Source organism: Dehalobacter sp. DCM, assembly GCF_024972775.1.
GTDB lineage: Bacteria > Bacillota > Desulfitobacteriia > Desulfitobacteriales > Syntrophobotulaceae > Dehalobacter.
Genome location: NZ_CP092282.1, coordinates 2678980 through 2704985 on the forward strand (window position 1 = coordinate 2678980; position 26006 = coordinate 2704985).

General features: G+C 44.0%; 29 protein-coding genes. 1 reads left to right on the top strand and 28 read right to left on the bottom strand.

The features are described 5' to 3' along the window. Positions 1–109 precede the first annotated feature (109 nt). From LPY66_RS12415 to LPY66_RS12430, 4 genes are all read right to left on the bottom strand, one after another. Entirely contained in the window at positions 110–1087 is a 978-nt protein-coding gene (locus tag LPY66_RS12415; protein ID WP_337984645.1) for a uroporphyrinogen decarboxylase family protein, read from the bottom strand. 33 nt (positions 1088–1120) lie between these two features. Beyond that, on the bottom strand, positions 1121–2101 hold the full coding sequence (locus LPY66_RS12420) for a uroporphyrinogen decarboxylase family protein (RefSeq protein WP_337984646.1): 981 nt from the start codon (positions 2099–2101) through the stop codon (positions 1121–1123). A 53-nt stretch (positions 2102–2154) separates the two neighbouring features. Further along, positions 2155–2787: a corrinoid protein gene (locus tag LPY66_RS12425; RefSeq protein WP_337984647.1), complete on the bottom strand. Its 633-nt coding sequence runs from the start codon at positions 2785–2787 to the stop codon at positions 2155–2157. 125 nt (positions 2788–2912) lie between these two features. Beyond that, complete coding sequence (locus LPY66_RS12430; RefSeq protein WP_337984648.1) at positions 2913–3716, bottom strand: methyltetrahydrofolate cobalamin methyltransferase; 804 nt, start codon at positions 3714–3716, stop codon at positions 2913–2915. Positions 3717–3981: 265 nt separating this feature from the next. On the opposite strand from LPY66_RS12430, the gene LPY66_RS12435 reads away from it, so the two are divergent. Beyond that, positions 3982–5262: a helix-turn-helix domain-containing protein gene (locus tag LPY66_RS12435; RefSeq protein ID WP_337984649.1), complete on the top strand. Its 1281-nt coding sequence runs from the start codon at positions 3982–3984 to the stop codon at positions 5260–5262. 260 nt (positions 5263–5522) lie between these two features. Here the strand turns inward: LPY66_RS12435 and gltA are convergent, their stop codons facing one another. From gltA to LPY66_RS12560, 24 genes are all read right to left on the bottom strand, one after another. Further along, positions 5523–6911 (bottom strand): NADPH-dependent glutamate synthase, encoded by a 1389-nt coding sequence (gene gltA, locus LPY66_RS12440; RefSeq protein ID WP_337984650.1) that lies wholly within the window; start codon positions 6909–6911, stop codon positions 5523–5525. Positions 6912–6913: 2 nt separating this feature from the next. Then, positions 6914–7762, bottom strand: a complete 849-nt coding sequence (locus LPY66_RS12445; RefSeq protein WP_337984651.1) for a sulfide/dihydroorotate dehydrogenase-like FAD/NAD-binding protein — start codon at positions 7760–7762, stop codon at positions 6914–6916. Positions 7763–7960: 198 nt separating this feature from the next. Next, positions 7961–8905, bottom strand: a complete 945-nt coding sequence (locus LPY66_RS12450) for a Kae1-like domain-containing protein (protein ID WP_337984652.1) — start codon at positions 8903–8905, stop codon at positions 7961–7963. A gap of 34 nt (positions 8906–8939) precedes the next feature. Next, positions 8940–9362 (bottom strand): transcription antitermination factor NusB, encoded by a 423-nt coding sequence (gene nusB / locus LPY66_RS12455; RefSeq protein WP_337984653.1) that lies wholly within the window; start codon positions 9360–9362, stop codon positions 8940–8942. Between the two features lie 23 nt (positions 9363–9385). Continuing rightward, positions 9386–9655, bottom strand: coding sequence for a DUF2273 domain-containing protein (locus LPY66_RS12460; protein ID WP_337984654.1), 270 nt, complete (start codon positions 9653–9655; stop codon positions 9386–9388). 122 nt (positions 9656–9777) lie between these two features. Beyond that, positions 9778–10221, bottom strand: a complete 444-nt coding sequence (locus tag LPY66_RS12465; protein WP_337984655.1) for an Asp23/Gls24 family envelope stress response protein — start codon at positions 10219–10221, stop codon at positions 9778–9780. Between the two features lie 119 nt (positions 10222–10340). Next, complete coding sequence (locus LPY66_RS12470; protein WP_337984656.1) at positions 10341–10940, bottom strand: SpoIIIAH-like family protein; 600 nt, start codon at positions 10938–10940, stop codon at positions 10341–10343. Then, positions 10941–11495, bottom strand: coding sequence for a stage III sporulation protein AG (locus LPY66_RS12475; protein WP_337984657.1), 555 nt, complete (start codon positions 11493–11495; stop codon positions 10941–10943). Between the two features lie 43 nt (positions 11496–11538). Next, on the bottom strand, positions 11539–12138 hold the full coding sequence (locus LPY66_RS12480; RefSeq protein ID WP_337984658.1) for a stage III sporulation protein AF: 600 nt from the start codon (positions 12136–12138) through the stop codon (positions 11539–11541). 13 nt (positions 12139–12151) lie between these two features. Then, on the bottom strand, positions 12152–13447 hold the full coding sequence (gene spoIIIAE / locus LPY66_RS12485) for a stage III sporulation protein AE (RefSeq protein ID WP_337984659.1): 1296 nt from the start codon (positions 13445–13447) through the stop codon (positions 12152–12154). 10 nt (positions 13448–13457) lie between these two features. Further along, positions 13458–13844: a stage III sporulation protein AD gene (spoIIIAD, locus tag LPY66_RS12490; protein ID WP_337984660.1), complete on the bottom strand. Its 387-nt coding sequence runs from the start codon at positions 13842–13844 to the stop codon at positions 13458–13460. Between the two features lie 12 nt (positions 13845–13856). Continuing rightward, positions 13857–14054, bottom strand: a complete 198-nt coding sequence (gene spoIIIAC / locus LPY66_RS12495) for a stage III sporulation protein AC (protein ID WP_337984661.1) — start codon at positions 14052–14054, stop codon at positions 13857–13859. Positions 14055–14071: 17 nt separating this feature from the next. After that, on the bottom strand, positions 14072–14581 hold the full coding sequence (locus tag LPY66_RS12500) for a stage III sporulation protein AB (RefSeq protein WP_337984662.1): 510 nt from the start codon (positions 14579–14581) through the stop codon (positions 14072–14074). A gap of 34 nt (positions 14582–14615) precedes the next feature. Beyond that, positions 14616–15614 (bottom strand): stage III sporulation protein AA, encoded by a 999-nt coding sequence (spoIIIAA, locus tag LPY66_RS12505; RefSeq protein WP_337984663.1) that lies wholly within the window; start codon positions 15612–15614, stop codon positions 14616–14618. Between the two features lie 375 nt (positions 15615–15989). Next, on the bottom strand, positions 15990–16571 hold the full coding sequence (locus LPY66_RS12510) for a PAS domain-containing protein (protein WP_337984664.1): 582 nt from the start codon (positions 16569–16571) through the stop codon (positions 15990–15992). 31 nt (positions 16572–16602) lie between these two features. Further along, a complete protein-coding gene (locus LPY66_RS12515) occupies positions 16603–19110 on the bottom strand; it encodes an EAL domain-containing protein (protein WP_337984665.1) in 2508 nt (835 codons plus the stop codon). 249 nt (positions 19111–19359) lie between these two features. Further along, positions 19360–19917, bottom strand: a complete 558-nt coding sequence (gene efp / locus LPY66_RS12520; RefSeq protein WP_337984666.1) for an elongation factor P — start codon at positions 19915–19917, stop codon at positions 19360–19362. 116 nt (positions 19918–20033) lie between these two features. Continuing rightward, positions 20034–21092 (bottom strand): M24 family metallopeptidase, encoded by a 1059-nt coding sequence (locus tag LPY66_RS12525; RefSeq protein WP_337984667.1) that lies wholly within the window; start codon positions 21090–21092, stop codon positions 20034–20036. After that, positions 21058–21549 carry a type II 3-dehydroquinate dehydratase gene (gene aroQ, locus LPY66_RS12530; RefSeq protein ID WP_337984668.1) on the bottom strand — a complete coding sequence of 164 codons (492 nt, stop codon included), beginning with the start codon at positions 21547–21549 and terminating at the stop codon, positions 21058–21060. Before aroQ ends, LPY66_RS12525 begins: the two co-directional genes overlap by 35 nt. Positions 21550–21722: 173 nt before the next feature. Beyond that, positions 21723–22103: a hypothetical protein gene (locus LPY66_RS12535; RefSeq protein ID WP_337984669.1), complete on the bottom strand. Its 381-nt coding sequence runs from the start codon at positions 22101–22103 to the stop codon at positions 21723–21725. Positions 22104–22392: 289 nt separating this feature from the next. Beyond that, a complete protein-coding gene (locus LPY66_RS12545; RefSeq protein ID WP_337984670.1) occupies positions 22393–22935 on the bottom strand; it encodes a hypothetical protein in 543 nt (180 codons plus the stop codon). Positions 22936–22942: 7 nt separating this feature from the next. After that, complete coding sequence (locus tag LPY66_RS12550; RefSeq protein ID WP_337984671.1) at positions 22943–24259, bottom strand: hypothetical protein; 1317 nt, start codon at positions 24257–24259, stop codon at positions 22943–22945. Positions 24260–24352: 93 nt separating this feature from the next. Further along, complete coding sequence (locus tag LPY66_RS12555; RefSeq protein WP_337984672.1) at positions 24353–24805, bottom strand: type II secretion system protein; 453 nt, start codon at positions 24803–24805, stop codon at positions 24353–24355. Between the two features lie 30 nt (positions 24806–24835). Continuing rightward, positions 24836–25999: a type II secretion system F family protein gene (locus tag LPY66_RS12560; RefSeq protein ID WP_337984673.1), complete on the bottom strand. Its 1164-nt coding sequence runs from the start codon at positions 25997–25999 to the stop codon at positions 24836–24838. Positions 26000–26006 lie beyond the last annotated feature (7 nt).

The window sequence follows — 26006 nt, forward strand, 5'->3', positions numbered from 1 at the left end:
CTTGATCCGATACGGACCTTGCTTTAAAGAAGCTTTTTGTGAATACCATGTAAGAATGACGTTGCTAATTTTCATCTAAAAAGACTGGATTAATTGGGTGATAATCATTTTAGAACAAAACCGTGCTCATTTTTTTGATTTCTTCAGTTACGCACTCATAAACACCGGGGAAATTGCTCATCGGTAAACCGGAGGTCAGACACGGTATGAAGTAATGTTTGCCAAATGTCTTGCAGGCTTCTTCGACATGCTTTGCGCAGTTTTCCTGTGTCCACGTCGGAAAATCGATCTCGCCGCTGTGCAGTCCACCCATGAAGGAGATCTTTCCGCCATATTGCTTGATCAGTTCTGGGATATTGTTGGTTCTCATGACACCCTGCCAGATATCCATACCCATTTCGATCATAAAGGGGACGAGGTTTGCAGCATAGGAATCACTGTGGTGAACGATGAGTTCAATCCCGTTGGCTTTATAAAAACCATAGATTTTTTTATACGCAGGCAGGAAGAATTCTTCAAACATATCCGGAGAAACAAACGAATTGATTTGGCTGCCCCAGTCGTCATGATGGAAAAGCGCATTCGGATGGAGTTTGTCAATCAGAACTTTGGCAAAATCAAGCTCGTATTGAGTAAAGTATTCGATGAGTTCATGCATTGCCTCCGGTTCTTCATACAGACCCATTAAAGCATCTTCCATGCCCATCAGCATATGGGTCATTTCAAAGATTCCAGGCCCAAACATGACAGTACGGTATTCTTCATTCAGATCGATACTGTTGGCATGTGCTACGGCAGCAGCCCATGCTTCATCTGAGGTATTGATAGTGGGGGCTTTGACGACTTCTTTCCATTTGGTGATATCCTTCAGGACTTTATGCTCATCGTCGTGAAGGGGGAAGCCTCCGATCTGATCTTCAGGCCAACTCCAGGTAACACCCCACGCATCTTTAAAATTGGTCCCTTTTACGGGTGCAAATCCTGTCGGTACCTCGAGAATCAAATTCAGATATTCATACTGGTTGACAAACCGATCCGGATTTCCGCCGCGGATAGTTTCCAATAAGTTTTGTTTTTTTGTTAACACACTTATCCTCCTCGTATAGCATCTGGATAAATCTCAGAATAATTCGTTACTCATTCTGTCAATCTCTTTGCTTAATGCATCATAAACACCGGGGAATGCACTGCCGGGTCCTCCTTGCGTGATGCAAGGGATATATGAATGATTGCCGTTTGTCCTGCAGGCTTGCTCTACGTGTTTCGCACAGTTTTCCTGAGTCCAGCCCGGAAAATCGACTTCCCCGCTATGGATGCCACCCATAAACGTGATCTGGCCTTCATATTTTTTGACCAATTCCGGGATGTTATTGGTTTTCATAACACCCTGCCAAATGTCTATTCCCATTTCGATCATTGACGGTACAAGATTGACGCCGTAGGAATCACTATGATGAACGATCAGCTCAACCCCATTCGCTTTATAGAACCCGTATAGCTTTTTATAAACCGGCAGGATGAATTCCCTGAACATTTCCGGTGAGAGGAAGGAAGAAATTTGGCTGCCCCAGTCATCGTGATGGAACAAACAATCCGGCTGAAGCCTGGCAATCGCTTCTTTTGCATACGCCAGCTCATATTCGAGCATGCAATTGAGAAGTTCATGCATGGCTTCCGGCTCTTCATACAAAGCCATCATCGCATCTTCCATACCCATCAAGTGATGTACCTGTTCAAACATACCCGGGCAATAGATGGTGGCGACAAACTTATCGTTACGGTCAACTGACTTGGCATGCGCAACAGCCGAAGCCCACGCTTCATCCGAAGTTGGGACTTCTGGTACGTTGACGTATTTTTTCCATTGGGTAATATCTTTTAAAACTTTGTGTTCAGGATCGTGCAGCGGGAATTGACCGATCTGATCGATGGGATAGCTGAAAGTCACACCCCATTTATCTTTTCCGATAGACCCTGGGGCTAAAAACAAGCCCCAAGGTTGATCAAAGATCAGTTCCATAAATTCAAATTGGTTAACAAACCGATCCGGTTTGCCACCCTTTTTGATTGTTTCAAGTAAGTTTTGTCTCTTGGTTAGCATGAGAATCCCGTCCTCCCTATACTCATTTCGCAATGATTCTCGATTCTAACACGTTATGCTTTAACTAATTCAACCGCTTTAACAGCAGCACTTCCGGCATCCGGAGCAAATCCGTCCGCACCGATTTCCGTAGCGAATTCCTGGGTCACCGGCGCTCCGCCGACGATGACTTTGAATCCGGGAAGTCCGCTGCCTTTGATTGTTTGTACAGCTTCCTTCAGCGCAGGCATCGTGGTGGTTAGAAGACCGGAGCATGCGACTAAGGTGACGTTTTGATTTTCTTTGATGGCTTCGATCCATCTGTCTGCCGGGACATCAACTCCGAGGTCAACCATGGTAAAGCCAGCGCTTTCGATCATCATGGAAACGAGGTTTTTACCGATATCGTGCAGGTCGCCTGCGACGGTTCCGATAATGCAGGTGCCTAATGAGTTGGAGCTGTCCCCAGCCATTAAGGGTTTTAAGACGTCAACGCCTTTAGCCATGGCTTTAGCAGCCATCAGCATTTCCGGAACAAAGATTTCGCCGGTGGAGAATTTGTCGCCGACAACGCTCATGGAATCAACCATGCCCTGAAGAATGTCTTTGGCTGCACTGCCTTCGTCCAGAGCTTCCTGAACCAGACCGGGAACCAGTTTTGTTTTCCCTGCTTCTACCATTGCTTTGACTTCATCGATTTTTGCCATTTTTTTAGTCCTCCTTAAAATCACTATAAATTTAAAATATATTAAGTTTTAAAATTGTGACCGAGGTTATTTCTGATAATGTTTTGTTAATTCTGTGTAAGGTTTTGTTTCTTTTGAATATAGGTTTATTTCTTCTGACCGAATTTGCCTTCTCTGAAGGCACCGATGTATTCCATGCAGTATTCGTCCTGTCCCATCAGCGCCTCGGTAGCGAAGATCATACCTAAGAGGTCCTGATTGGTCGGGTCGATGATGCCGCTGTCCATACCGGCATTCATGGCCAGTACGAGGAAAGCCTGATTGACGAGCTTCCGTGCGGGCAGGTTGAAGGAGACGTTGCTGCAGCCGCCGGTGATATGAATGGCAGGGTATTGCTGTTTGATTTCTTTCATGACGTCGACGATCATGTTGATGCCGTCTTCGGATGTGCAGAGCATTTCAACCAACGGGTCGATGTGGAGACGGGACGGAGCAATGCCGAATTCTTTCGCCCGTTTCATGATGTTGGCAAAGACTTCGAGACGTTTTTCCGCCGTCTTGGAGATGCCGCTGTCATCATTGAGCAGTGCGACGCATTCCCATTTGGTATCCGCGATGATCGGGAAAATAACGTTGATCTTGTTGCCTTCGCCGGATACGGAGTTAATCAGTCCCGGGCGTTTGCAGAACGGAATAGCGGCAACGATGGCCTGTTCATTGGGGCTATCGATGCAAATTGGGGTATCGGTCACTTCCTGAACCAGGTCGATGAGCCATTTCAGGGTCTCAACTTCGAGGCTGACATCGGTAGATGCGCAGACGTCGATGAAATTAGCTCCGGCATCAGTCTGGATTTTGGCAAGGTTGCGGATGAAATCTGCATTCTTTTCCGCGATGGCTTTGGCGACGGATGGAATTGCGCCGTTGATTTTTTCGCCAATGATAATCATTTTTCTCATACCTCCATAGCATGAATAATTATAATTAAATATTAATACCCAAAAATTAATTCTTCTCAAAAATCTTGGAAATACACATAAAAAACTATTATTTATTCGTGTTATTCGTTAAAATGAAATAGATAAACCATATTCAACACCATCTGTTTATCTTTAATATTAATTTCTCTATTTTTTTCGAGATGCCTTTGTATGGCTATATAAAAAAAATATAAGTTTCTGTGCATGTTGCACAGTTTCGACAATGGAGAGCCAAATGAACGATAACCATAAAAATACCTTGAACAACAAAGAAAAAGACAAAGACAAAGAAGTTCTTGCCATTTATTCAATAAAACTATTCGATGCGCTTTCCAAAGGTAGTGACTTGCAAACGCTTGTTGATATCGGTTATGACATGTTAGGCAACCCTTTTTCAATTCATGATATGAGCTTTAAGGTCATTGCCTATACCCCTAGCTCACCGGTTGATGATGATCCTGTCTGGCAGGAAGTTATTTCGAACCAGCCCTCAGTGGAATCCTGGACCTATTATGTGTCTAATAAACTATTTGAAATGATTGCCGAAAGTGATCACCCCTTTTTTTGGGAGGATCCCTATTGCAAGTACCCTCGTATCGTAGGCAAAGTCATGATCGGTGATAAACGGGTTGCCGGACTAACGATCTGTGCTCATCAAAAACCGTTTACCGAGTTAGATCTGGAACTTTCCGCTCTGCTGTGTAAGGCTATTTCCATTGACATGCAGAAAAACAAAAATATTGACTATTCCAGGGGGCTTATGCATGAGGATTTTTTGATCGACCTTCTGGATGAAAAGTTAAGGCATATCACGGACATTAATGATCGTATAAAAATCCTGAATTTAACCTTTCAAAAATGCTTATTTGTCCTCACTGTCGATGTGAGTCAGTTTGACATAACGCGATTTTCTTTGATGTATTACCGCAATGAATTGGAAAATAAAATCCCCAACTGTAAAGCCGTTGTTTATGATAAAAAGATCGTCTTGCTTCTAAGCAGGGATTCAGAGAAACAGTTGTTTATCCATGAAATGACGCAAATCAAAGAATTATTTAAGATGAGTAATTTATTCGCAGGAATCAGTCGAACATTCCATAATATGGTAGATATCCGGGAATATTATCTCCAATCGCTGGAAGCGTTAAAATTAGGCATCCTGCTTAATCCTAAGGCGATTATTTATCGATTTGATGATTATGCGCTTTACCATCTAGCCGACATTTGCTGTCGTACTGAAAGATTGAATCGAACCTGCCATCCATCCTTGCTTACCTTGATTGACTATGACAAGAAACATGGGACAGATTATGCCCATTCCCTGGAAACGTATATCAGGTGTTCCAAGAACGTTTCAGAATCTGCAGCCGCGTTGAATGTACACCGCAATACCATGTTTTTCAGGATAGAAAAAATTGAATCGATCATGAATATCGACTTAGATGACAGCAACACGGTGCTTCATTTGCATTTTTCCTTTAAACTTCTGGAGATATCCGGGATACAGATTCCATAAAATAGATGTTGCTTCAGAAAAAAGCCCCTGAGCAATTCGCACTTTTTCGCTATACTAAAAAAGCATCCCAAATTTGAAATCGCTTGCGAATTTGGGATACCGTCTTATTCCAGAAGGAAAAAATAACATTCCAAATTCGGAATTGATTCCGAATTTGGAATACCATCTCTTTCCAAAGGCCAAAAAATAAGGTAGTGCTTTGAATGAGATTCAAAGCACTACCTTAACTTTATTATTTCAGGCTATTCGACTGAAACGGTTTATTTGGTTTTCAAATACTCATTAATTGATGCTGCCGCTGTTTTACCGGCACCCATCGCCAGAATAACCGTAGCTGCACCAGTGACGATGTCACCACCGGCATAAACTCCAGGGATAGACGTGGCCATGGTTTTTTCGTCAGCAACGATATTCCCTTTTTTATTCAGAGCCAATCCTTCTGTAGTGGTGGTAACGAGCGGATTTGGTCCCTGGCCGATAGCGCAGACAACGGTATCGATCGGAAGTTCAAATTCCGAGCCTTTAATTGCGACCGGACTGCGACGACCGGATGCATCAGGTTCACCTAATTCATATTTCAGGCAGGTCATGCTCGTGACATTCCCATTCTCATCACCGTTAATAGCAATCGGGTTGGTCAGGATCTTGAACTGAATGCCTTCTTCTTCGGCGTGGTGAACTTCTTCAACACGGGCAGGCAGCTCTGCCATGGAACGACGATAAACGATATAGACATCCTTCGCACCCAAGCGTAATGCTGTTCTGGCAGCGTCCATTGCCACGTTGCCGCCGCCAAGTACAGCGACCTTCTCGCCAACTCGGATCGGAGTTGCATTATTTGGGAAATCATAGGCTTTCATCAGATTGGAACGGGTCAAAAACTCATTAGCGGAATAAACGCCGTTAAAATTTTCACCAGGGATATCCATAAAATAAGGAAGTCCGGCACCGGTGCCGATAAACGCAGCGTCATAACCGCTGGCCAACAGTTCCTGAACGGAGGTGACCTTACCAACAACCTGGTTGACATTGATTTCGACGCCCATATCTTTCAGGCTGTTGATTTCTTTCTGCACAATGGCTTTCGGCAGACGGAATTCCGGGATACCGTACATGAGCACGCCGCCGGCGACATGGAGTGCTTCGAACACGGTAACGGCATGGCCTTTACGGGCCAGTTCGGCTGCACACGTGAGTCCTGCGGGGCCGGCGCCGATGATGGCTACTTTTTTGCCGGTAGGCTCAACTTTCTCATATTTTTCCGCACTGTTTGCCATTTCGTAGTCTGCGGCAAAACGCTCCAGACGGCCAATAGCCACGGGTTCACCTTTAACACCGAGAATACATAGCGACTCACACTGGGTTTCTTGCGGACAGACGCGACCGCAGATTGCCGGCAGCGTGTTAGTTTCTTTAATCTTCTTTGCAGCGTCAAGGTATTCCCCTTCGGCTATCTTTTTAATGAATGCAGGGATATCAATGCCAACCGGGCATCCTTCCACACATTTTGGTTTTTTGCATTGAATACAACGATTCGCTTCCTCGACTGCTGTTTCTGCCGGATATCCAAGAGCGACTTCATTAAAGTTTTTGCTCCGAACTATTGCATCCTGGCAGGGCATATCATGACGTGGTGTTTTGTTTGCCATCTTTATTTGCCCTCCTTATGACAACCGCATTGACAATTATCTTGCGCGTTGGCTCTGGCCTCTTCACTCTTGAAGAATGCCGCACGCTTCATTGCTAAATCAAAATTGACTAAATGTCCATCAAATTCAGGACCGTCGACACAGGCAAATTTTGTTTCGCCGCCGACTTCAACTCGGCAAGCACCGCACATGCCGGTACCGTCAACCATGATTGGGTTCATGCTGACGATGGTTTTAATCCCCAGCTCGCGCGTATAATTCGCTACCGATTTCATCATGATCATCGGACCAATTGCCCAGATTGCATCGACTTTGATTCCTTTATCCAGAACGGATTGAATTCCGTGTGTAACAAAGCCTTTCATACCATACGACCCATCATCCGTGGTGATGATGACGTCATCGCTGACCGCACGCATTTCGTCTTCTAAGATAAGAAGATCCTTGCTTCTGGCCCCAAGTATGGAAATCACTTTATTACCCGCTTCTTTAAGTCCTCTGGCTATCGGATGAATCGGAGCAACTCCAACACCGCCGCCGACGCAGATGACTGTACCGTAATTTTCGATTTCGGTTGCTTGTCCTAATGGTCCGACAAAAGTGACGAATGCATCGCCTTCTTCCATATTGGCGATGTGTTTGGAAGAAAATCCAACATTTTGGATAACGATCGTAATGGTACCCTTATCCGCATTAAAATCCATGATTGTCAACGGAATTCTCTCAGATTCCTCGTTCTGACGAACGATGACAAATTCACCCGGCTGCGCTTTTTTTGCTACTGCCGGCGCTTCGACTTCCAACAACGTAATGGCGTCAGCCAGCTGTCTCTTCTTAACGATTTTGTACACCTTTTTTCCTCCTCAATAACTCATATAATTCTAAATTATAATAAAAAACAATAGCATCTATACAAGTATATACATCAAAGCTCTAAAAATCAAGAGCAGAAACTTCTTGTACATTATAGTGTATTACCTTCAACCAAATCAAGCCTAAATAATGCTAATTACTCACTATACGATGTATGAAATATTTAACGTATTTAATCATTTAAGTATTGTTTCTCGCGTAAGCATAGCGACTCCAATGGCATTATCCGAGCTCCATTCCGGTTTTGCCCAATAAAGTTTGGCCTGTGCCTGAAGCTTCTTGGTCAATTCAGTGCGAATATATTTATTTGAAGCAACGCCGCCGACAATAAGGATGTTGGTGAGTCCTGTATCACGTACTGCAGTTTTGAGCACTTTGTCCAACGTTCTGACCAGACACCCCAATACGGCTTGGGCAATATCCGCCGGACGTTTTTGATCCGAGATCATCCGTTGCGCGGCTGACTCTACACCAGAAAAACTCATTTCATAGCCCTTGACTGAAGACGGAAGCAGCGACGCTGATCCAGGAGCTGCTCTCAGCGCAAGCTTTTCTAATTCTTTACCCGCCGGGAAAGTAAGTCCTAAACGAACGCCGACGCGGTCGATAAACTGACCGGCATGCAAATCCGTCGTGGCGCCAAGGATGACGGGATCGATTTTGCCACGTTCTCTTTTCTGAACGCGTAATACTTCGGTTGTTCCGCCCGACAGATGGACAGCCAAAAATTCAGCTGCGTTGAAGTTTTCAGCAGATGCGATACCGGCGGCTAAATGGCCTTCCTGATGGGTTGTTTTTATCAGTGGAACTTGGAGCGCGCTGGCCAAGGTGGATGCAATGCCCATCCCGGACAAGAATACGGGCATATAGGAATTTTCGACCGGACGCGGTGCCGCGCTTACACCGATACCGCCGACATTCTGCCACAGATTTGTGGGAAGTGTTGCGATCAGTTCCGGTAAAATACGGACATGATGAAAAAGAGCTTCCGATTGGGCCAGTCCTTTTTCCCCTTCCGGAACCTCTAGAATTCGCCGTGCTTCCCAAATGAGATTATTTTCATCATCGACCAAGGCAACCGACGATGTATAAGCGCTCGTATCGATACCTAAAAACAACATACTGCTTCATCTCTTCCCTGTGGGAACATATCTATTATTTTTCACTGGCATCCATTAATTTATCCAAAATACCATTGATGAATTTTGCGGAATCATCTCCGCCAAAACGTTTGGCGATTTCAATCGCTTCGTTCAGTGTCACACGCTGCGGTGTTTCCGGGCAGTACAGCATTTCATATGCCGCAAGCCGCATGAGATTACGGTCGACGTTGCTCATTCTGTCCAGTGCCCACTCGTGTGATGTCGCGGCAAGTTTTTGATCGAGTTCTTCTTTATTGTTCAGGGTGCCTTCGACAAGTTCCCTGATGAATTCTGCCAAGTTATCAGGAACGGAAAATTCCTGTACCCAATGCTGAAGTATATTATCCCGATGATCATATTCTCCTGTCAGATCGACCTGATACAGGATTTGAAGCGCGGTCTCCCGTGCGGTTCTTCTGCCCATTTTTTTACTCATGGATCTGCCTCCGGAATCAATTGCTACCTTTTATCTTTGCCCCGAAATGATATTCTATGTATGACGCTGTTGATTGCGGGAGGCCAGGCTCCATCATCCCAACATTTACCCAAGAAATATCCTCCGAATGATAAAACAACTAAGAGAAGGGTTTGCCAAAACCCTAAAATTATAAACGCGAGTGCTAAAAAAAAGCCAATAAGAAAGCCGAACAGTTTACCAGGATGGTTGTCCAGGCACCATGCAAAAAAAAGAGTGATTTTTTCTCCGATATTCCTCCAAAAGTTGCCCATCTCCTGTGTCAGTCACACATAGCGTGCAAACTGCACTCTCACCTCTTTGATCCAATTTAGAAAATCTAATGGTCAGGCGTCTGTTCGCGGACTTTACTTAATCATGTGGTTTTTACGAACCGTTAGTCTTTCTCTTTGGAGTCCTTGTCTTTCTTTTCTTTGCTATCTTTAAAAAATTTGGTCTCCTTAACATCTGCTGCATTCTTGAAAGCGATTCCCTGGATGTGCACATTGATGACATTGACCGTCAGTCCCGTCATCCCTTCAATGGCTTCTTTAACGGCAAACTGTACTTTTTGAGCAACATCGGGTATTGATGACCCGTATTGCGCAGCTAAAAACAAATCAACTGTAGCCTCTTTTTCGTCAATTTCAACTTTGATTCCCTTTGAGCTTTTGGCTTGATTTTTTCCTCTGCCTAACATATTTGCAATGTCTACAACAAAACCGCTGGTTAATTCAGCAACACCCTCCACCTCAGAAGCCGCCATTCCGGCAATAACTTCCACAACCTCATCGGCGATCCGAACTGAACCGATTGAATTATCTATTTTAGAATTTTCCACTATCAATCGCGCTCCTTCATTTTTCCTACTTATACCTGTTGATGGTAACATTATAACAGAATCCCCCGCTCCAGCAAACCCTTACCTGAAATCCGACATCCAATTTGTAATATATCGGGCTATTTTGTTGTTTCTCCGTCTTTATCCTCGCTAATGGCAGTCACTTCTATTTTTTTCATTGTGAAACCTGTAATCTCTGCAGCAACTGCTTTGATTTGAATAATATCCTTCTCTGTGAGTTTATTCGAGAGCACCGTAATAGAGGCTTTATGAGGACTTACCTCTGAAACTACGTCTTTATAGCCCTTAATCTTTAAGACATTTTCCAACTCTCCTTCTTGGCTGATCTTTTCACAAAGCGCCAGCCAGCTTTTTTGAGCTTCTCTGCGTGTTTCATCAAAATCAGCGATCAGAAGCGGCTCCAGCATTACCTTCTTTTCCTGTCGGTATTGCTCGCGTTTTATGCGATAATCAACAAAATAATTTTGACCCGTGTTATTTGTCAAATTCACTAATTCTGAAGAAAAGCCACTGGATCCGGACTCTGAAGCTGCCGCCAACGCATAAGAGACGTGATCATTCGTCTCCTCCTTTTGTTCAGCATTGACATTAGCCAACACATAGGTGACGATGGCATATCCAACAGCACCAATAATCACAAAAAGTCCAATTAAGGCTATGAAAGAAATAACCCGCTGTGTCTTTTCGGATATCAGCATTTAACTCCCTCCCATGGGTACAACGCTGACTTTCGCCGGTTCGATACTTAACAGGGTTTTAACCGCTTCAAAGATCTGCTCTTTCACTTTGGGATTCGCTGCACCCTGAGCAATAATTAGAACACCGGCTACCTCCGGACGTTCTTCCGTGATCACCAGCGCCTCATCACCAACAACAACAATTTGACTATTTTTAGTTATTTCTTCTGTTTCCCGAACTCCGCCTGCTTTATCGGTCTCTTTTGCCTTTTTTTGTGTCGTGTTTTCATTTCGGGCATACAGTTTTTTGACATCGGAAGAGAGCGTAATCAACACCTTTGTTTTACCGACGCCATCTATCTTCTCCAGATTTACAGCCAGCTTTTCCTCAAGATTCTTTTCTAAAGCACTATAGCCTGAATTTGCATTCGGTACCGCTGCTGCCATATCTGCCAGTGGTTCTGTTGTTGCTGCAGGCTCATCGTCTCGTATGGTAACGACATAGATGACAGCAATGACGATCAGTAAGATGACCGCCAACGTAACCTTATCCGTCATCATTTTCTTCAGGTCCATTATTCCTCACTCCTTTTTTCAACAGTCTCGGAATCGTAATTACTTATCGTTCCTGAACAACAATAATATCCTCCGGTATTTCCATAAAGGCAGATACCTGCTTTTTGATGGCCAGCGCTTCCGGTGAATCAGCGGTGGTATCTGTTTCTTTCGATCCAATCTCTCCGATGTTAACCGGCTCAACCGGTTCAACCGGCTCAATGCCAGAATTCTGCCGGCTAAATTGAATGATGACTTTTTTAACTTTGGGATAATCTGTAAATCCCCCCTTGCTGTCTTCGAGTTCAACGACGGCTTGAACCTCGTTTATCCCGTCGATTTTTGCCGCCAGCAGTTCAATCTGATCCACTAAAATTTTATTGTATTGTTGCCTGACCACAGACTCTGATTGATTAGGACTATCATCTTCGGCGGCAAGGACGGGCATATCCGCTGTTGAATCGGTGATCCATGCCGGTACTTTTTTATCTATTTCCCAGTTTAAGATTCCCGCTAATGGATCTAAAATAGCGGCAATGACAAACAGTCCCATCACCATTTGCACAAATCCGCGCATGGATTTATTGGGAAGAAGCATTTCTAAAAAAGAAGCAAGCAGAAGTATAACCGCCAGATTTCGTATCAGAATTTTTAAACCTTCCATATCATTTTCCACCTCATCGCAACATGACAGCGAGACTACCGGCGCCTGTGACGATGACGATGGTCATAAAAAACATGATGCCCACCGAAGCAATCGTCATGAATACATACATTAATCCCTTTGCCATATCCTGCAGACTGTCAGCTAATTCTTTCTCACCGAGAGGCTCCACCAAGGCGGCTGCCAATTTAAAGGTAAACATCATCGCCACAATTTTTATAACCGGCAGCAGGGTAATAATTAGAATCGCAATCAACGCCGCGATACCTAAAGCACTCTTTAACAGCAGACCGGAGCTGACCACAATCTCCACAGCGTCTTTAAAGAACTTACCGACAACAGGGATCAGATCAGCCGAATATTTTGCTGTACGCAAAGTAACCCCATCGGCCACGCCGCCGGTGACACCCTGAACTGTCATCACCCCGATAAATACCGTCATGACAATACCGATACCCAGTTTACCGCAGAATTCCAGAAGTGACGCCAGTTTACTGAGTTTAAACTGCGCGGAAATGTTATTGAATAGTTTTAAGACAATGCTGAAAAAGAACAGCGGTAAGACCACTGTTTTAATAACCGTTGCCAAAACCGCCAAGCTGCCCATGACGATCGGTTTAAACAGGGCGGTGCTGGTGAGATTACCCATGGCCATCAAGACCATATACATTGCCGGCAGCACGATCTGCATAAATGATACCATTTTGTCAATCGCCTCAGTACCGACATCCACGGCGATACGAAACGAAGTGATGGCCAACGCCAAGAGCACTAAGTACGCCATCATTTGGGCAACCTTGCTTATATTTCCGGTAAAAGCCGTCTGCAGCTGATTGATTACGGCGCAGATAACAGCTAACACAAGCAGTTTAGCAATTAACGGTGCATTCGTTACAACCTCTTTCAACAGGAGCGATAATATACTTCTACCGATATTTTCGAATCGATATTCGAATTGGCCGTTTTTTATATTTTCAAAGATCTTGCCCAGGGAAAATTCGGGCATGCTTTCCTGGATTTCCTGATCCAGCTGATTAAAAAACCCTCTTACTTCGGATAGATCGATTTCCTCCGATAGATCAACTTCCGCAGAAGAGCCAGCTCCGTTGGCTGCATCAGCCTCATTCGTGGTTGCATCAGCACGTAATTTTTCGTCCGCCAATTCGGATTCGGGAAATATGCCTATGCTCTCCGTCCCAGCCGCCAGCGCCGGATGCTCATAAGGACCTATCAGAAAAATTGCCGCATATATCACGCAAAAGCAAATAAAGAATCTCTTTCTCTGCTTATGGATCATCGTATCTGCCATTCCCCTCTCTTTATGCCAGCAGCTTTATTAAAGACTCCATAATTGCCGTAATGATTGGAATAGCCAGTACAACAACAAAGATTTTTGCAGCAATTTCCACTTTGGTTGCTAAGGCATTTTCTCCTGCATCCCGACAAATTTGACTGCCGATCTCCGTTAAATAGGCGATACCAACAATTTTAAGGACGATGAGTAAATAGTACGAACTGATATTGGCTTGATCCGCCAGTTTCTCCAGCAAATCGATGACGATTTTGATCCTGCCCATCACGAGAATAAAAATAATGACCCCGGCCAGGATACTCAGTTGGAGTGCTATTTCCGGTTTGATTTGTTTCAAGACGGCTCCCAGGACTGTGACAATGATTGCCAGCCCTACAATTTGTGCTATTTCCACGATCCGAGCCCCCTAGTACAAATTGAATACGCTTTTAACCAGGACAAATAAATCCGAAATCCCTTGGATAACCATATACAACACAACGACGACACCGGCTATCGTGACCATCTGAGCCTGCTCTTTCTTTCCCGCTTCATTTAAAACCAGAGCACATATCCCGACTAAAAGACCAATTCCAGCCACTTTCAAAATAAGGTCTATGTCCATCGTCCAACTCTTCCTCCTTATATGATCATGATGACGATAACCATTCCACCTAAGAATCCCAGATATGACCACATTTTTGCTTTCCCATCCGCCTGTTTTCGAGCTTTTTCATCGACTGCCTGCAAATGGCGTTGACCCAGTTCCAACTGTTTATGCTGTTCATTACGGTCTGATCGACCTAACCCTTGACCGATCGAACGGATTACCTTCCAATCCTCGTCCAGCAAGCTGCTGCAGCGTCTTTGCTCACGGATACACTTTTCCCAAGCCGCAGAGGCGTTCGTGCCGTTCATGATTTCTGCTTCAAGTGCGGCAAAGAAGCTTTTCCAAGGTAAATCAGTCCTTTCCTTGAGTACCCGGAATGCTTCCGGCAATGGGACGACGCCCCAGTATATCTCCGTATCCAACAGGGCCAGCGCATTGATCAAATCTCTGATCTCCTGCGGACGCCTCTTTATTTGGGCTGCTCTGATCATTCCCAAGCAGCCAAACCCAACGATCATTCCGATATAACCCAGAATTACCATTTTATCTGTCCTCCGAAGAGTGAATGGACCTTCTTCAGCACATTGCTTCTTTTTTGGAGATGATGTTTATGCCTGTTGCCATGTCGTACACCCCTTCCAGTGTACCCGGACCGTTTTTTCTACTCAGAACAACAATACGCTCAAATACCTCTGTTTCGAGCAGGTTTTTAAGAAGTATCCGATTTCCCAGTTCAGCCGGTGAACGGGCATGCGCTGTTGCCAGGATTTTTACCCCGCAGCGCACAGCCTCCCCCAGGGCGAATGCATCTTCCGGGCTTCCCAGTTCGTCCACTGCCAGAATGTCCGGTGCCATCGCCCGAATGAGCATAATCATTCCTTGCGCCTTTGGACATCTATCCAGTATATCGGTTCGACAGCCGAGATCAAAAGCTGGCACCCCTTGCCACATCCCGGCAATTTCACTTCGTTCGTCAACAACACCCACCGTCTGTCCTCTTATTCCCAGCTGCGGGACGCCGTCGCTTAAGTTTTTAATCAGAAAACGCAGTATTGTTGTTTTTCCTGCTCTTGGCGGAGAGATAATCAGGGTATTATAGATCGCTTTATTCTGGTCTATCAGGAAACGAAGAGTATGAAATCCCTGGATATCCGGCTGCCTGGCAATACGCACGTTCAGAGCAGAAATACTGCGGAGAATTCTGATTTTACCGCCCTCGGCAACAGCTTCACCGGTAATCCCCACCCGATGACCTCCCGGCAGAGTTAAAAATCCTTGCCTCAGTTCCTCTTCCGCTGCGTAGACGGAGCTATAGGTCATTTTTTCAAGAACCTCGATAAGATCTTCTTTGCTCACAATATACGCATTATCTTTGGCTCCAACATTTCCTGTAGGCGAGAGAAAGTGGTCGCTTTTTCCGGTTCTCAGCATAATTGGCTGGTTTACCCGAAGGCGGATCTCTTCGATGCTTTCCTTTTCCGGCAGCGAAATAACAGCCTTATGGACAATTTCCCCAATTGTTTTCCCCAGCCAGCGGGTCATTCCGATATCACGTTCCTGAATTGTAACAGCCATCGGTCAAGCCTCCCTGTATTAGATGGTATGACCTTAAAAATGTTTTTAGAATTAAATAGTATTAAAGCATAGAAAAAACGACCCCAGAAGAGGTCGTGAAGAAAAAAATGTACTAGTGCCATGTAAACTCTAATTCCTGTACATCCTTGCGGCAGATTTCATGTAATACTGCGTTGTCTTGCCGCTCCTACACCCTCCATGGTGTCCGCGGCATTAGTCCATCCGTGGACGTTAATCGGCATACGCTCGGTATGCCTTGCCTCCGACGGCCAAGGATGGCCTAGTGTCGCGATGCCATGGATGGCAAGGAGCGACCGCCTTGTCTTACAAGAAATCTGCTCACAATTATATTACAGTTTTAGAGTTAACAAGGCACTAGGTCTTGATGATATCGCCATACAGTTTTTTTATACAATCGGGACATATACCATGCGAGAATTCTGCTTCAGAATGTTCTTCAATATATCTTTCTAAGCGGTTCCAATAGCCATTATCATCAAGTATTTTATTGCAGGAACAACAAATCTGAATTAAACCCTGAAGCTCAGCAATTAAGGATATATCCTCGATGACCGTCACGGAATAATTCTGCCCCTCGTACACTACCGGCGAAGAGCTGACTAAAATATTTAATTCTTCTCCCGAAATTAATGCCAGTTTTCCTTTTGATCGTTTGACCGAAGTCCCGTGGATCGCTTCAATTGCTGTGTTCCTGATGACGCAATCACGGCAATATAAACTAAAACCACACCCCCGGGGATCGTCGTTCTGATGGATACAGCCGATTGCACTGCCACAACGATGAAGTAAAAAATTTTCTTCCGAACTGTCCATGAATTCTCTTGCTGCTTGATTTGCTGCATTAACCCGCCACTCCGAGTCCAGTACAAAAATCCATGCCGGAATCGCGTCAAATAATACTTTCATAAAAGATTCTTTGATAAACAACTGTTTCATTAAATCTCCCCCGGCAATTTTCAATTGACACTCAATTTGCCTTATAGCGGATTCTGCAATGATTAACCGATTGGTTCAACAGATCAATTGCTGCTTGTTCAGCAAGCGGTTTACTATAAAGATATCCCTGCATCATATCGCAGTTGTTTTCCATCAGGTATTGTCTTTGTTTTTCGCATTCAACACCTTCCGCTACGACCCAGTGTCCGAGTTTATGGGCCATGGATATAATATCACCGGTAATCGCATTTTCAGTACGCACATGGATGAGTTTATTGATAAAATATTTATCAATCTTTAAGCAATCGACGTTCAACTCTCTTTGCCGCGCAAGTGAAGAATATCCTGTTCCAAAATCATCGATCGCAATTTTTATACCCATCGTCTTTAACTTATCCAGCTTTTCGTTAATCTCTTGATAATTATTGGCGAAGACCGATTCCGTTATTTCAAAAGTGAGATTTCTCGGCACGACGCCTGTTTCCCTGATCAACTCGTTAACGTCAGACAGAAATGTTTCGCTGAGCAGCTGAATTGCGGATATATTTATGTAAAACGCAATCGGATGATATCCTTCCCGCGAGATATAGGCGGCAAAAGCAAAAACGATACGCATGATCCGTTTGCCTAGTAGCCCCATCAGTTGAGAAGACTCTGCAATTGGAATAAATTCAATCGGTGAAATTTCCCCAAGATCGTCATTCTTATAACGGGCCAAAGCTTCAAACCCTGCTATTTCATTTGTTTTAAAGTCAAGAATCGGCTGATAAACCATAAACAAAGAAGGATCTTGTTCTTTGCTTAACGTCTCTGTTAATGCATTCAGTATGGTAATCTCCCGTTGTTGTTTCTGTTCCATCGCGTTGCTGAAGATACAGTATCCGAACCGTTCATGGTCGTTAATCTGCTTACTGGCACTCATTACTCTTTTTAAGACATTTTCAGCATCATCACACGTATATTTGTCTATTTCAAGAATGCCTATATTAAAGCAAAACGTCTTTTGAGCGATTCCCGTATCCAGAGTCCGAATGATTCTTTCGCAGAAATGGTTAAGGTTCTGTTTATCCCGATAGTTTACCATATAGAAAACAAATTGGTCATTAGCAATATGAAACAGCAAACGATCCTCAGAAACAAGTGATATCAGGCATTTTGCGATATCCTGGATCAGTTTTACCCCAAAACGATAGCCATAGACACTATTAATCGCACTGAATCGGCGAAGGTTAACCATGATTGCCGCACGCTTTGATTCTGTATCAAGATGATAGTTCTCGGCATAGATTAGTTCAAATGACCTCAGGTTTAACAGCCCAGTTTCCGGATTCTTCTCGTTTAAATACTTCAGTCTTATTTCATTATTTTTACGATCCGTGATGTCAATAATAAGCCCTTCCAAGGCAACAATTTGGCCATTTTCATCATAGATGCCCTGTCCCTGTTCCCATACCCATTTCGTCTCTCCGGATGCTGTAATGATTTCATATTCTTCCGTCAATTTGGTATGTTCGTAAACTGCCTTTTCCCATCTTTCCCACAGCCAATTCTGATATTTAGGCAAAATCAGATCATTATAGGATAAATCCCGATTATACAAGAGTCTTCCCGGACTATACCCGGTCAGTTCAAAACAGCCATTGGATACATATTGCATTGTCCAGTCTTTATCAAAAAAACAACGATACATCATCCCAGGCAAATTATCCAGTAAAACGGCCTTACTCCGTTCACTTTCATTGACCACTCTTTCAATCGCCTTCCGTTCAGTAATATCCTGAATGAGACAAATGTGACTGGACTTATGCTTGCCGCTTAAATTAATCGGCGCAACAATCATATGTACCCACACCATGGTGTTATCAGGCCGAATATAGCGTTTTTCCATCGCATAGCTCCTGATTTGTCCCGATTGTAATCTCTCAAAGTTATTCCTATCTGCAACAAGATCATCAGGATGGGTTATTTTCTCCCACCCCAGTTCCATGATCTCTTCGCTGGTTCTTCCGGTTATCTGTTCAAAAATGGGGTTGATACTGATCCAGTTATTACTGCCTGCAGTCAGCGATTCTCCAGCATGGGAAATTGCTATCCCAATCGGTGCTTGCTGAAACAGCGCATCAAAGGTCACGCTGTGCTCATGCATCCTTTGTTCGTATAATTGCTGTATCCGTATCAATTTGAGATGGATACCGATTCGGACCTTTAGGGATTCCGTATTAAGCGGTTTTCGGATATAGTCGGCTGCGCCTAATTTCAACCCTTTGACCTCAGATTCCGGTTCATCATAATTTGTTAGTATAAGTATATGCGTGTTCGTATAGCGGGTATCCGACTTCAGATCATTCAGTATTTGAAAGCCGGCCATATTGGGCATCGTGATATCAAGAATAATTAAGTCTATGTCCGGGTTTTCGTCTAAATGACGCCTTACTTCCGAACTGTCACACGCGGTTATGATTTCAGAATCATGCAAAATCTTTTGAATGATTACCCGATCTGTAGGTGAATCACTGACAACCAATAGCTTTTCAGACATAATAGTCCTCCATGCGCGTATCGCTTTCTATTCAATGACATAAATTCTCTTTATTTCAGCAAATTTCCTTTATTATATTCTTAAACGAATATTTTTTCTTATATATTAGATATCGTTGAACTGCAGCATTGGGTTTAGTGAAAATTCATTATTCTGCTGCTAGCGGGTAAAAAAACAGCCAACATACGAAGAAATTCGCACGTTGGCTGTGTCACTATTATGCCATCAATAATAGTATTACTTTTTCATTTACGCTCTGGATACATACGCGCCGGTTCGTGTGTCGATGATCAGGACATCGCCTTCGTTAACGAAAAACGGAACCTGTACGGTTGCACCGGTTTCTACGGTAGCTGCTTTGGTACCTCCAGTCGCCGTGTCACCTTTGACGCCGGGTTCACACTCGACGACTTTCAGTTCGACTGTATTCGGGAGGTCAACACCGATGACTTCGCTATTGTAAAGCAGTACGCCCAGATTCATGTTTTCTTTGAGCCATTTGACTTCTTGTCCGATTTGAGCCTCAGTCAGCATGATCTGCTCATAGCTTTCATTATCCATCACAACAAATTGTTCACCATCTTTATACAGATACTGCATCTCGCGGCGATCCAAACGAGCTCTTGGAACTTTCTCACCGGCGTTGAATTTTTTTTCAGTAACACCGCCTGTTCTGACATTTTTAACCTTGGTACGGACAAATGCTGCACCTTTGCCGGGTTTAACATGCTGGAATTCGACTATTTGAAATACATCACCATCGAGTTCAATCGTTACGCCGGTCTTAAAATCATTTGAAGAAATCATTGTGCTGATCCTCCTATTAGTATAGAAATATGGTTTGAATTTTATATGTAGTCAGTACCCTGTAAATCCAGTATGTTCTCGTTCTATAATAAAATAACGGCTACAAGGAAGTACCACTAATCAATAATAATGCATTGTTTTGTCGTTTGTGTCAAGACTTCTGCACCAGATTTTGTGATCAAAGCGACATCTTCGATGCGGACCCCACCCCATTCCGGGATATAGATTCCTGGTTCAACGGTAAGGACCATCCCTGCTTCAAGGATTGTTTCATCCCGTGTATTCAATGACGGTGTTTCATGAATCTCAAGGCCCAGCGAATGTCCCAAACCATGTCCAAAGTAGTCCCCATAGCCGGCTTTGGCTATCACCTCTCGGACTGCAGCGTCAACGTCTTTTGCTTTGACTCCGGGCTTTAAGGCTGTCAATCCGGCCAGCTGGGCCTCGAGGACGATATGATAAATTTCATGGTGTTTGCTGCTCTGCTCACCTAAAAAGAGCGTTCGCGTAAAGTCAGAACAATACCGTTGATAAATTGCGCCCATATCCACGGTTAAAAATTCCCCGTTTTGTATTTTCTTACTGGTGGCAACACCATGGGGCAGCGAAGACCGGATGCCGGAGGCAACGATATAATCAAAGGAGCGGCCACTGGCTCCCCTCTTTCTTTGGGCATATTCGAGTTCCAAAGATAGCGCCTCTTCGGTTATGCCAGGCTGAATTTTTGCAACCGTTTGCGCGAAGGCCAGATCGGTGATTTCAACCGCTTTGCGGATCAGGCCGATTTCCTGGTCATCTTTGATCTGCCGCAATTTGTTGAAGATATCCGAGGCGTTTTGAAAATGGCACCACGTCAGCGTCTGCTGTAATTTTTGGAATTCCCCCCAAGTCAGCGCGTCTTCCTCGACTCCGATGACGCTAATATCGTGAACACGGTCGGCAATGGCGGCATAAGGATCTGCCGTGACCTTGACGATCTCAAAGTTCGGGGCTTCTTTTTCGGCCTGTTCCATATAGCGGAAATCTGTAAATAAATACGCACTGTGAGGATTAACCAGAAGCGTAGCATTCGTTCCGGTAAAACCACTTAAATAAAATACATTGGGTGCGGAATGAACAAGCAGCGCCTGCAGACCGTTTTCATTCAGTTTCTGACGTACCTTCTCCAACCTCATTTTTTGCTGCTCCTTCTTTCTGACGGTACTTTTGATATTCCAGCGCATAAGCTAAGGCCAGAAAATAGCTGTCTGTTCCCAGCCCGCTGATTTGCCCCAGGCAGGCTCCTGCAATCACCGAATGAGAACGAAAACTCTCTCTGGCGTAAATATTCGATAAATGAACTTCAATGGCAGGGACCTGTACTCCTTTGATGGCATCGTACAGCGCATAGCTGGTATGTGTCCAAGCTCCCGGATTAAGGATCAAAAAATTGCTAGGTTTAAGATGCGTGATCCAGTCAATCAAATCACCTTCATGATTTGTCTGGCGGCATTCGACGCCAATACCGTTAGACTTCCCCATCCCTAACAACTTCTCGTTGACATGATCAAGGCTTGTCCGGCCATATATTTCCGGTTCCCTCTGTCCTAAAAGATGCAGATTAGCGCCATGAAAAACGTAAATCGTATCCATAATTCCTCCTAGGCCTATTATTCTCCAAAACCGTTTAAATTTGTATAGGCTGCTGAATATTCATAAAAAACTTCTCTTAACAATTTATTATAGCGAAAAAATATCATAAATAAAACATCGAATACCTGGCCAAGTCAAACCGGGTATTCGATGAAGGACGATAACCTTCTGTGTCATGTCGTTCCAAAATCCGCTTGTTCTGTTTCTGATCGTGTATCGGGCCTTTGTTTCTGTTGATCATAAAGGATATTCAGCGACGTCTTTTCTCCTTCGAAACGGGGCGAATTCACAATATTAATATTACTTAGCATAATGCTCGTCTCAATCACACCAGTATGGGGGCATTCTACCTTTCGCACCTCGGTCCGGGGCAGAATGAAATGAAGTTCGTGTGGTGTTGTTGGTTCACCGGCCCGGGTAACGCGTAATTTGATCCCTTCCACATCAAGGATCACTTCGTCACACCGATTAACGCCTTTGCCGCCGAATGGATAAGAAGAGCATCCTGAGGCCGCTCCACCAGAAGCTGAAGCTGCAGAGTCTTTATTACTCATCGCCTTCAGTGGGATATTTATCGTCTGCCCCACATAGAGCGCACATGGATCAATACCCGGATTGGCTTCGGTAAAATCCTGCCAGCGGCAGCCATTTCTCTTTGCCAGAAGATAAAAAGTATCTCCTGATTGGATAATATATTTGTTTATCGCATTCCCCTCCTCGCTTCCATGATATGGAAGCGAATGCGATCCGGTGCATGACCTGCTGTCGTCACGATTATTCCTTTTTGAACGCGAGAGACCGTCTGGTCACCATCGTGGCATTTCTATTAATTGTTTTGTTCAGTTATTTATCTGATAACAGAATAGTTAATGTAATTTCTGCAATACCCTGATTGATATCGAAATCCTGAACGACAATGATACTTTTCTGCTGTTCCAGAATACCTATCAGGACATCAAGAATATGATCTCTGTCTCCTCTTGCCCTTATTTTTACAGGAACTTTCAATATGCTGCCTTTTTCAATAGTCTGCAGACCCATATCTATTCCTTCAAGGCGGACATCGCCAGCTCTAAACGTCTCGTTGAGTATATCCAGTGTTTGAGGCAATGAAGTACTTGTCGGAATACGATTGGTATAAACTGCCGTATGTTTTTCCAGGACGCGGATATCCGTTTGAAGTGCGATAAGTGCTGCCGTATCACGTGCTTCCTGTTGATTTAACGCAGGAATAACCAGAAGTTTCCAGATTAGAATCAGAGCGAAGATAACGCTAAAACCAGTCAATCCAATTTGCAATACAGAGACATTATCCAATCGTTTGTCCAAATTCTCGCGGACTTTCTGCAGCATGTCCTTCGGGAAATTCATCTTTCGACTTCTCATGTGTCATTTACTCCTGATTATATGATTCGGCAGTCATACGAAGGCAAAAATCAATTTTACCCGCTTTGCAGTGATATTCGACTAATTGAGGACTGCTCCAGCCATTAACCGTCAATCTGGTCATTGTGTTCATAATCTGCGTGTTATTAGAGCAATCAGCCCAAATCGATACATCGCCCCGCCGGTAAATAATCCGTGTTAATGCAATATCGCGGTCAATGGTTTCCAATGCCGTTCGCAGGTGTTTAAAATCTGCCAATGTATTGTTCCGAGTGTTGATCCCTTCGCTTAGCAACGGTTCTGCTTGCTGCTCCTTTTGCTGATAAGTTTGAATAACGTCTTGTAATACAGTCATTTCCGTTCTATTTTCATTGTGCGCTCGAATCTCGGCATAAGTTAAACAGCTGAATAAAATGATTAAACCGCCGACAATACTTCCCATGAAAGCAGTTGCCCGTACTTTTTTCGCTCTGACATGGGCAAAACTTAAATTGATATTTTCTTTTTTCGCGATACGCCTGCTTCCGGCAAACAAAGCCATCGAAGCGCCTTGTATAGGAAAGGAATGAATTTCCTTGGCAAATCCGTCATCCATTAAATGTTTGGCAATCTTTTGGGTTTGACTGCACTCATCCGTTATGATCGCGTTTAAAAATTGCTGATTATCCTGACGATCTTTTATGAGCGCACACATCAGATAGTTTAATTCTGTTTCATCGTCGGCTGTAATCTCTTTTACTGTTGAAGGCTGGCCATTGCTGTATAGAACTGCCTGCAAACATCCTTTATCGCCGCGTTGAAGAAAGAGAATTCTTTTTTCTATATGTGCCAGAGTTTGACTCAACGCGGTGATTGAATATTCGGTACCTCGTATATCGTAGCCCGCCTGTTGAAAGCAGTCCATATAAAATGACAGTGTTTCTTTGCGAATGCCAATCAGTGATAGCGACAAAAAGTCATTCTTTCTTTCTTTTACGGTAACATAACGATAAACAAGCTGCTCCTTTGGCAGTAAAATTTCATGCTCAATGGTGTAAATAACTGCCTTGTCGCGATATTTTTTAGCCATCCATGGAAACTTTATGGACTGGATGATTCCGTTCTGAAATGGCAATAGGAGATAGATTCTGATTTTTCTGCTCCCCCAATGATTGAGGCGATAATCTCTTAATGCATCAACTATCTGCTTTTTGCCGGAGGTATCCGGAACAAACCCAGCCGGTAATTTTATGGAAGGCAGAATATCCGCCATGTTAATTTGTACTTTCTTCTGACTATTTCGCCCTAGAGATAGCACATGGATTTGATCATTATCGATTTCCATAAGGTAAATGGGGTATTTACAGAACATAATCTCCTCTTTTACTCATACTTAGCTGATACTCAGCGATTATCTCTCAACACGCAACGGCAACGCTTAAATCGAAGACCATAATGCCGTTGTCAGATCACTCTTATAAACGATGACTTCCGCATCGGAACCATCTGCCGTTAAATAGAGCATGATAAGATTAGTCGGTTGGGAATAGGTTTCGTCAATAATCGTCCCTACCCCAAATCCGGTGCCTGTTTCTGCCGTCTGCTGAGTAACAGACATATCCAGTTTCTTAACATATGTCGGTATCAAACCAGTACACGTTATCGTACCACTTGCGGCTGTTACTTCACTTGTTTTAGGATAAATGCCTTTTTCCACCTGGTATCTGTCCAGAGCAGATTTAACTTCCCTTCCTGTGGTTATATCCGCTTTCTCACGCGCTGTATCCGTACTTCCAACAAGCCGGGGTATAACAACAGCAGCCAGGATTGCCAGAATCACCACAACGACCATAACCTCGAGCAGGGTAAACCCTCTATTTCTATTTTTCATAACAAACACTCCTCAAAAAATAGAATTACGTTATTTGATGTACGAACTGACATCAAACACAGGCAATAGAACACCGATAGCGACAAATCCAACCACGCCGGCCATTCCTAAGATCAATATCGGCTCCAGCAGCCTGCTGTATTTATAAATATTTGCTTGTAATTCCTGTTTGAACATTTTAGTCAAAAAGCCAAGCATTTCCCCGATTTTTCCAGACTCCTCAGCCACTTCAAAGATTTTAGCTGCTTCAAGCGGGAACTGTGGGTAACTCATGATGACTGAGGACAGCCTTTGTCCTTGGCTGACAGCCTGAATTAAATCTTGGGTCAAGCTTTCCATGGAGGAATCACGCGTTATCGTACCCTGTAGGATGAGCGCGTCCTGAAGCGTTAAACCGGCTTTCAGCAATCTTTCCAATATCGAGCAAAATTGTATCAGCTGCCAAAGGCGGTTGATATGACGCGTCCCCGGCATGGTTATTCCGCCTCTTTTATAAGTAAAAATTCCGAAGATAATGGCGCTTATCACCAAAAAGACAGCCGCATAAGGGATCACTGTCCCGATCTGAAACATAATTTTTGTTGCCAAAGGCAGCTCGGCATCCAACCCCGCAAAAAGCTTTTGATACATTGGTAAAATCATGATGCTGAGTACGTAGACAACGATCACGGCCGTAATCATGAGCAGTAATGGATAAAAGAGTGTACCCCTTATTTTTTTCTCGAAAGCATCCTGTTCCTCCAAATAATCGGCAATATCCCCTAAACTTTCAGCCAGAGTACCGCTTTTTTCGCCGGCTTGCAGCATCGCATAGAAGAACTCTCCGGGAGTAGGAATGACGCTTTTTATGCTAATGGCAAAGTCTTCCCCAGCCTGAAGAGAATCCGCGACCTTCATCCACTGACTTTTATGCAACGGTGTAGACTCTCTGTCGGCAATCACTTTCAAAACCGACAGTAACGGAATTCCGGCCGTCAGCATGAATGCCATTTTACGTGCGATAACACCCCAATAACGCTTTCGATTCCCTGTATTGAATTCCAGCCAAAGCGTACTGAGGACTGCCTTTCGAATAGACACCGGAAATAGATTCAGCTCATGCAGCCGAAAACGGACCACGTATTCATCCTTTTCCACCCATATACCTTTGACAATTTGGCTGCATTGATTGATTGCTTTCCACTTCCAAAGCACATCATAT

What these genes read in the sequence shown, in the direction of transcription:
- LPY66_RS12420 (WP_337984646.1), bottom strand. Translation starts at nt 2,101, where the DNA reads ATGCTAACCAAGAGACAAAACTTACTTGAAACAATCAAAAAGGGTGGC.
- LPY66_RS12425 (WP_337984647.1), bottom strand. Translation starts at nt 2,787, where the DNA reads ATGGCAAAAATCGATGAAGTCAAAGCAATGGTAGAAGCAGGGAAAACA.
- LPY66_RS12430 (WP_337984648.1), bottom strand. Translation starts at nt 3,716, where the DNA reads ATGATTATCATTGGCGAAAAAATCAACGGCGCAATTCCATCCGTCGCC.
- LPY66_RS12435 (WP_337984649.1), top strand. Translation starts at nt 3,982, where the DNA reads ATGAACGATAACCATAAAAATACCTTGAACAACAAAGAAAAAGACAAA.
- gltA (WP_337984650.1), bottom strand. Translation starts at nt 6,911, where the DNA reads ATGGCAAACAAAACACCACGTCATGATATGCCCTGCCAGGATGCAATA.
- LPY66_RS12450 (WP_337984652.1), bottom strand. Translation starts at nt 8,905, where the DNA reads ATGTTGTTTTTAGGTATCGATACGAGCGCTTATACATCGTCGGTTGCC.
- nusB (WP_337984653.1), bottom strand. Translation starts at nt 9,362, where the DNA reads ATGAGTAAAAAAATGGGCAGAAGAACCGCACGGGAGACCGCGCTTCAA.
- LPY66_RS12460 (WP_337984654.1), bottom strand. Translation starts at nt 9,655, where the DNA reads ATGGGCAACTTTTGGAGGAATATCGGAGAAAAAATCACTCTTTTTTTT.
- LPY66_RS12470 (WP_337984656.1), bottom strand. Translation starts at nt 10,940, where the DNA reads ATGCTGATATCCGAAAAGACACAGCGGGTTATTTCTTTCATAGCCTTA.
- LPY66_RS12475 (WP_337984657.1), bottom strand. Translation starts at nt 11,495, where the DNA reads ATGGACCTGAAGAAAATGATGACGGATAAGGTTACGTTGGCGGTCATC.
- LPY66_RS12480 (WP_337984658.1), bottom strand. Translation starts at nt 12,138, where the DNA reads ATGGAAGGTTTAAAAATTCTGATACGAAATCTGGCGGTTATACTTCTG.
- spoIIIAE (WP_337984659.1), bottom strand. Translation starts at nt 13,447, where the DNA reads ATGGCAGATACGATGATCCATAAGCAGAGAAAGAGATTCTTTATTTGC.
- spoIIIAC (WP_337984661.1), bottom strand. Translation starts at nt 14,054, where the DNA reads ATGGACATAGACCTTATTTTGAAAGTGGCTGGAATTGGTCTTTTAGTC.
- LPY66_RS12500 (WP_337984662.1), bottom strand. Translation starts at nt 14,581, where the DNA reads ATGGTAATTCTGGGTTATATCGGAATGATCGTTGGGTTTGGCTGCTTG.
- spoIIIAA (WP_337984663.1), bottom strand. Translation starts at nt 15,614, where the DNA reads ATGGCTGTTACAATTCAGGAACGTGATATCGGAATGACCCGCTGGCTG.
- LPY66_RS12510 (WP_337984664.1), bottom strand. Translation starts at nt 16,571, where the DNA reads ATGAAACAGTTGTTTATCAAAGAATCTTTTATGAAAGTATTATTTGAC.
- LPY66_RS12515 (WP_337984665.1), bottom strand. Translation starts at nt 19,110, where the DNA reads ATGTCTGAAAAGCTATTGGTTGTCAGTGATTCACCTACAGATCGGGTA.
- efp (WP_337984666.1), bottom strand. Translation starts at nt 19,917, where the DNA reads ATGATTTCTTCAAATGATTTTAAGACCGGCGTAACGATTGAACTCGAT.
- LPY66_RS12525 (WP_337984667.1), bottom strand. Translation starts at nt 21,092, where the DNA reads ATGAGGTTGGAGAAGGTACGTCAGAAACTGAATGAAAACGGTCTGCAG.
- aroQ (WP_337984668.1), bottom strand. Translation starts at nt 21,549, where the DNA reads ATGGATACGATTTACGTTTTTCATGGCGCTAATCTGCATCTTTTAGGA.
- LPY66_RS12535 (WP_337984669.1), bottom strand. Translation starts at nt 22,103, where the DNA reads ATGAGTAATAAAGACTCTGCAGCTTCAGCTTCTGGTGGAGCGGCCTCA.
- LPY66_RS12545 (WP_337984670.1), bottom strand. Translation starts at nt 22,935, where the DNA reads ATGAGAAGTCGAAAGATGAATTTCCCGAAGGACATGCTGCAGAAAGTC.
- LPY66_RS12550 (WP_337984671.1), bottom strand. Translation starts at nt 24,259, where the DNA reads ATGGAAATCGATAATGATCAAATCCATGTGCTATCTCTAGGGCGAAAT.
- LPY66_RS12555 (WP_337984672.1), bottom strand. Translation starts at nt 24,805, where the DNA reads ATGAAAAATAGAAATAGAGGGTTTACCCTGCTCGAGGTTATGGTCGTT.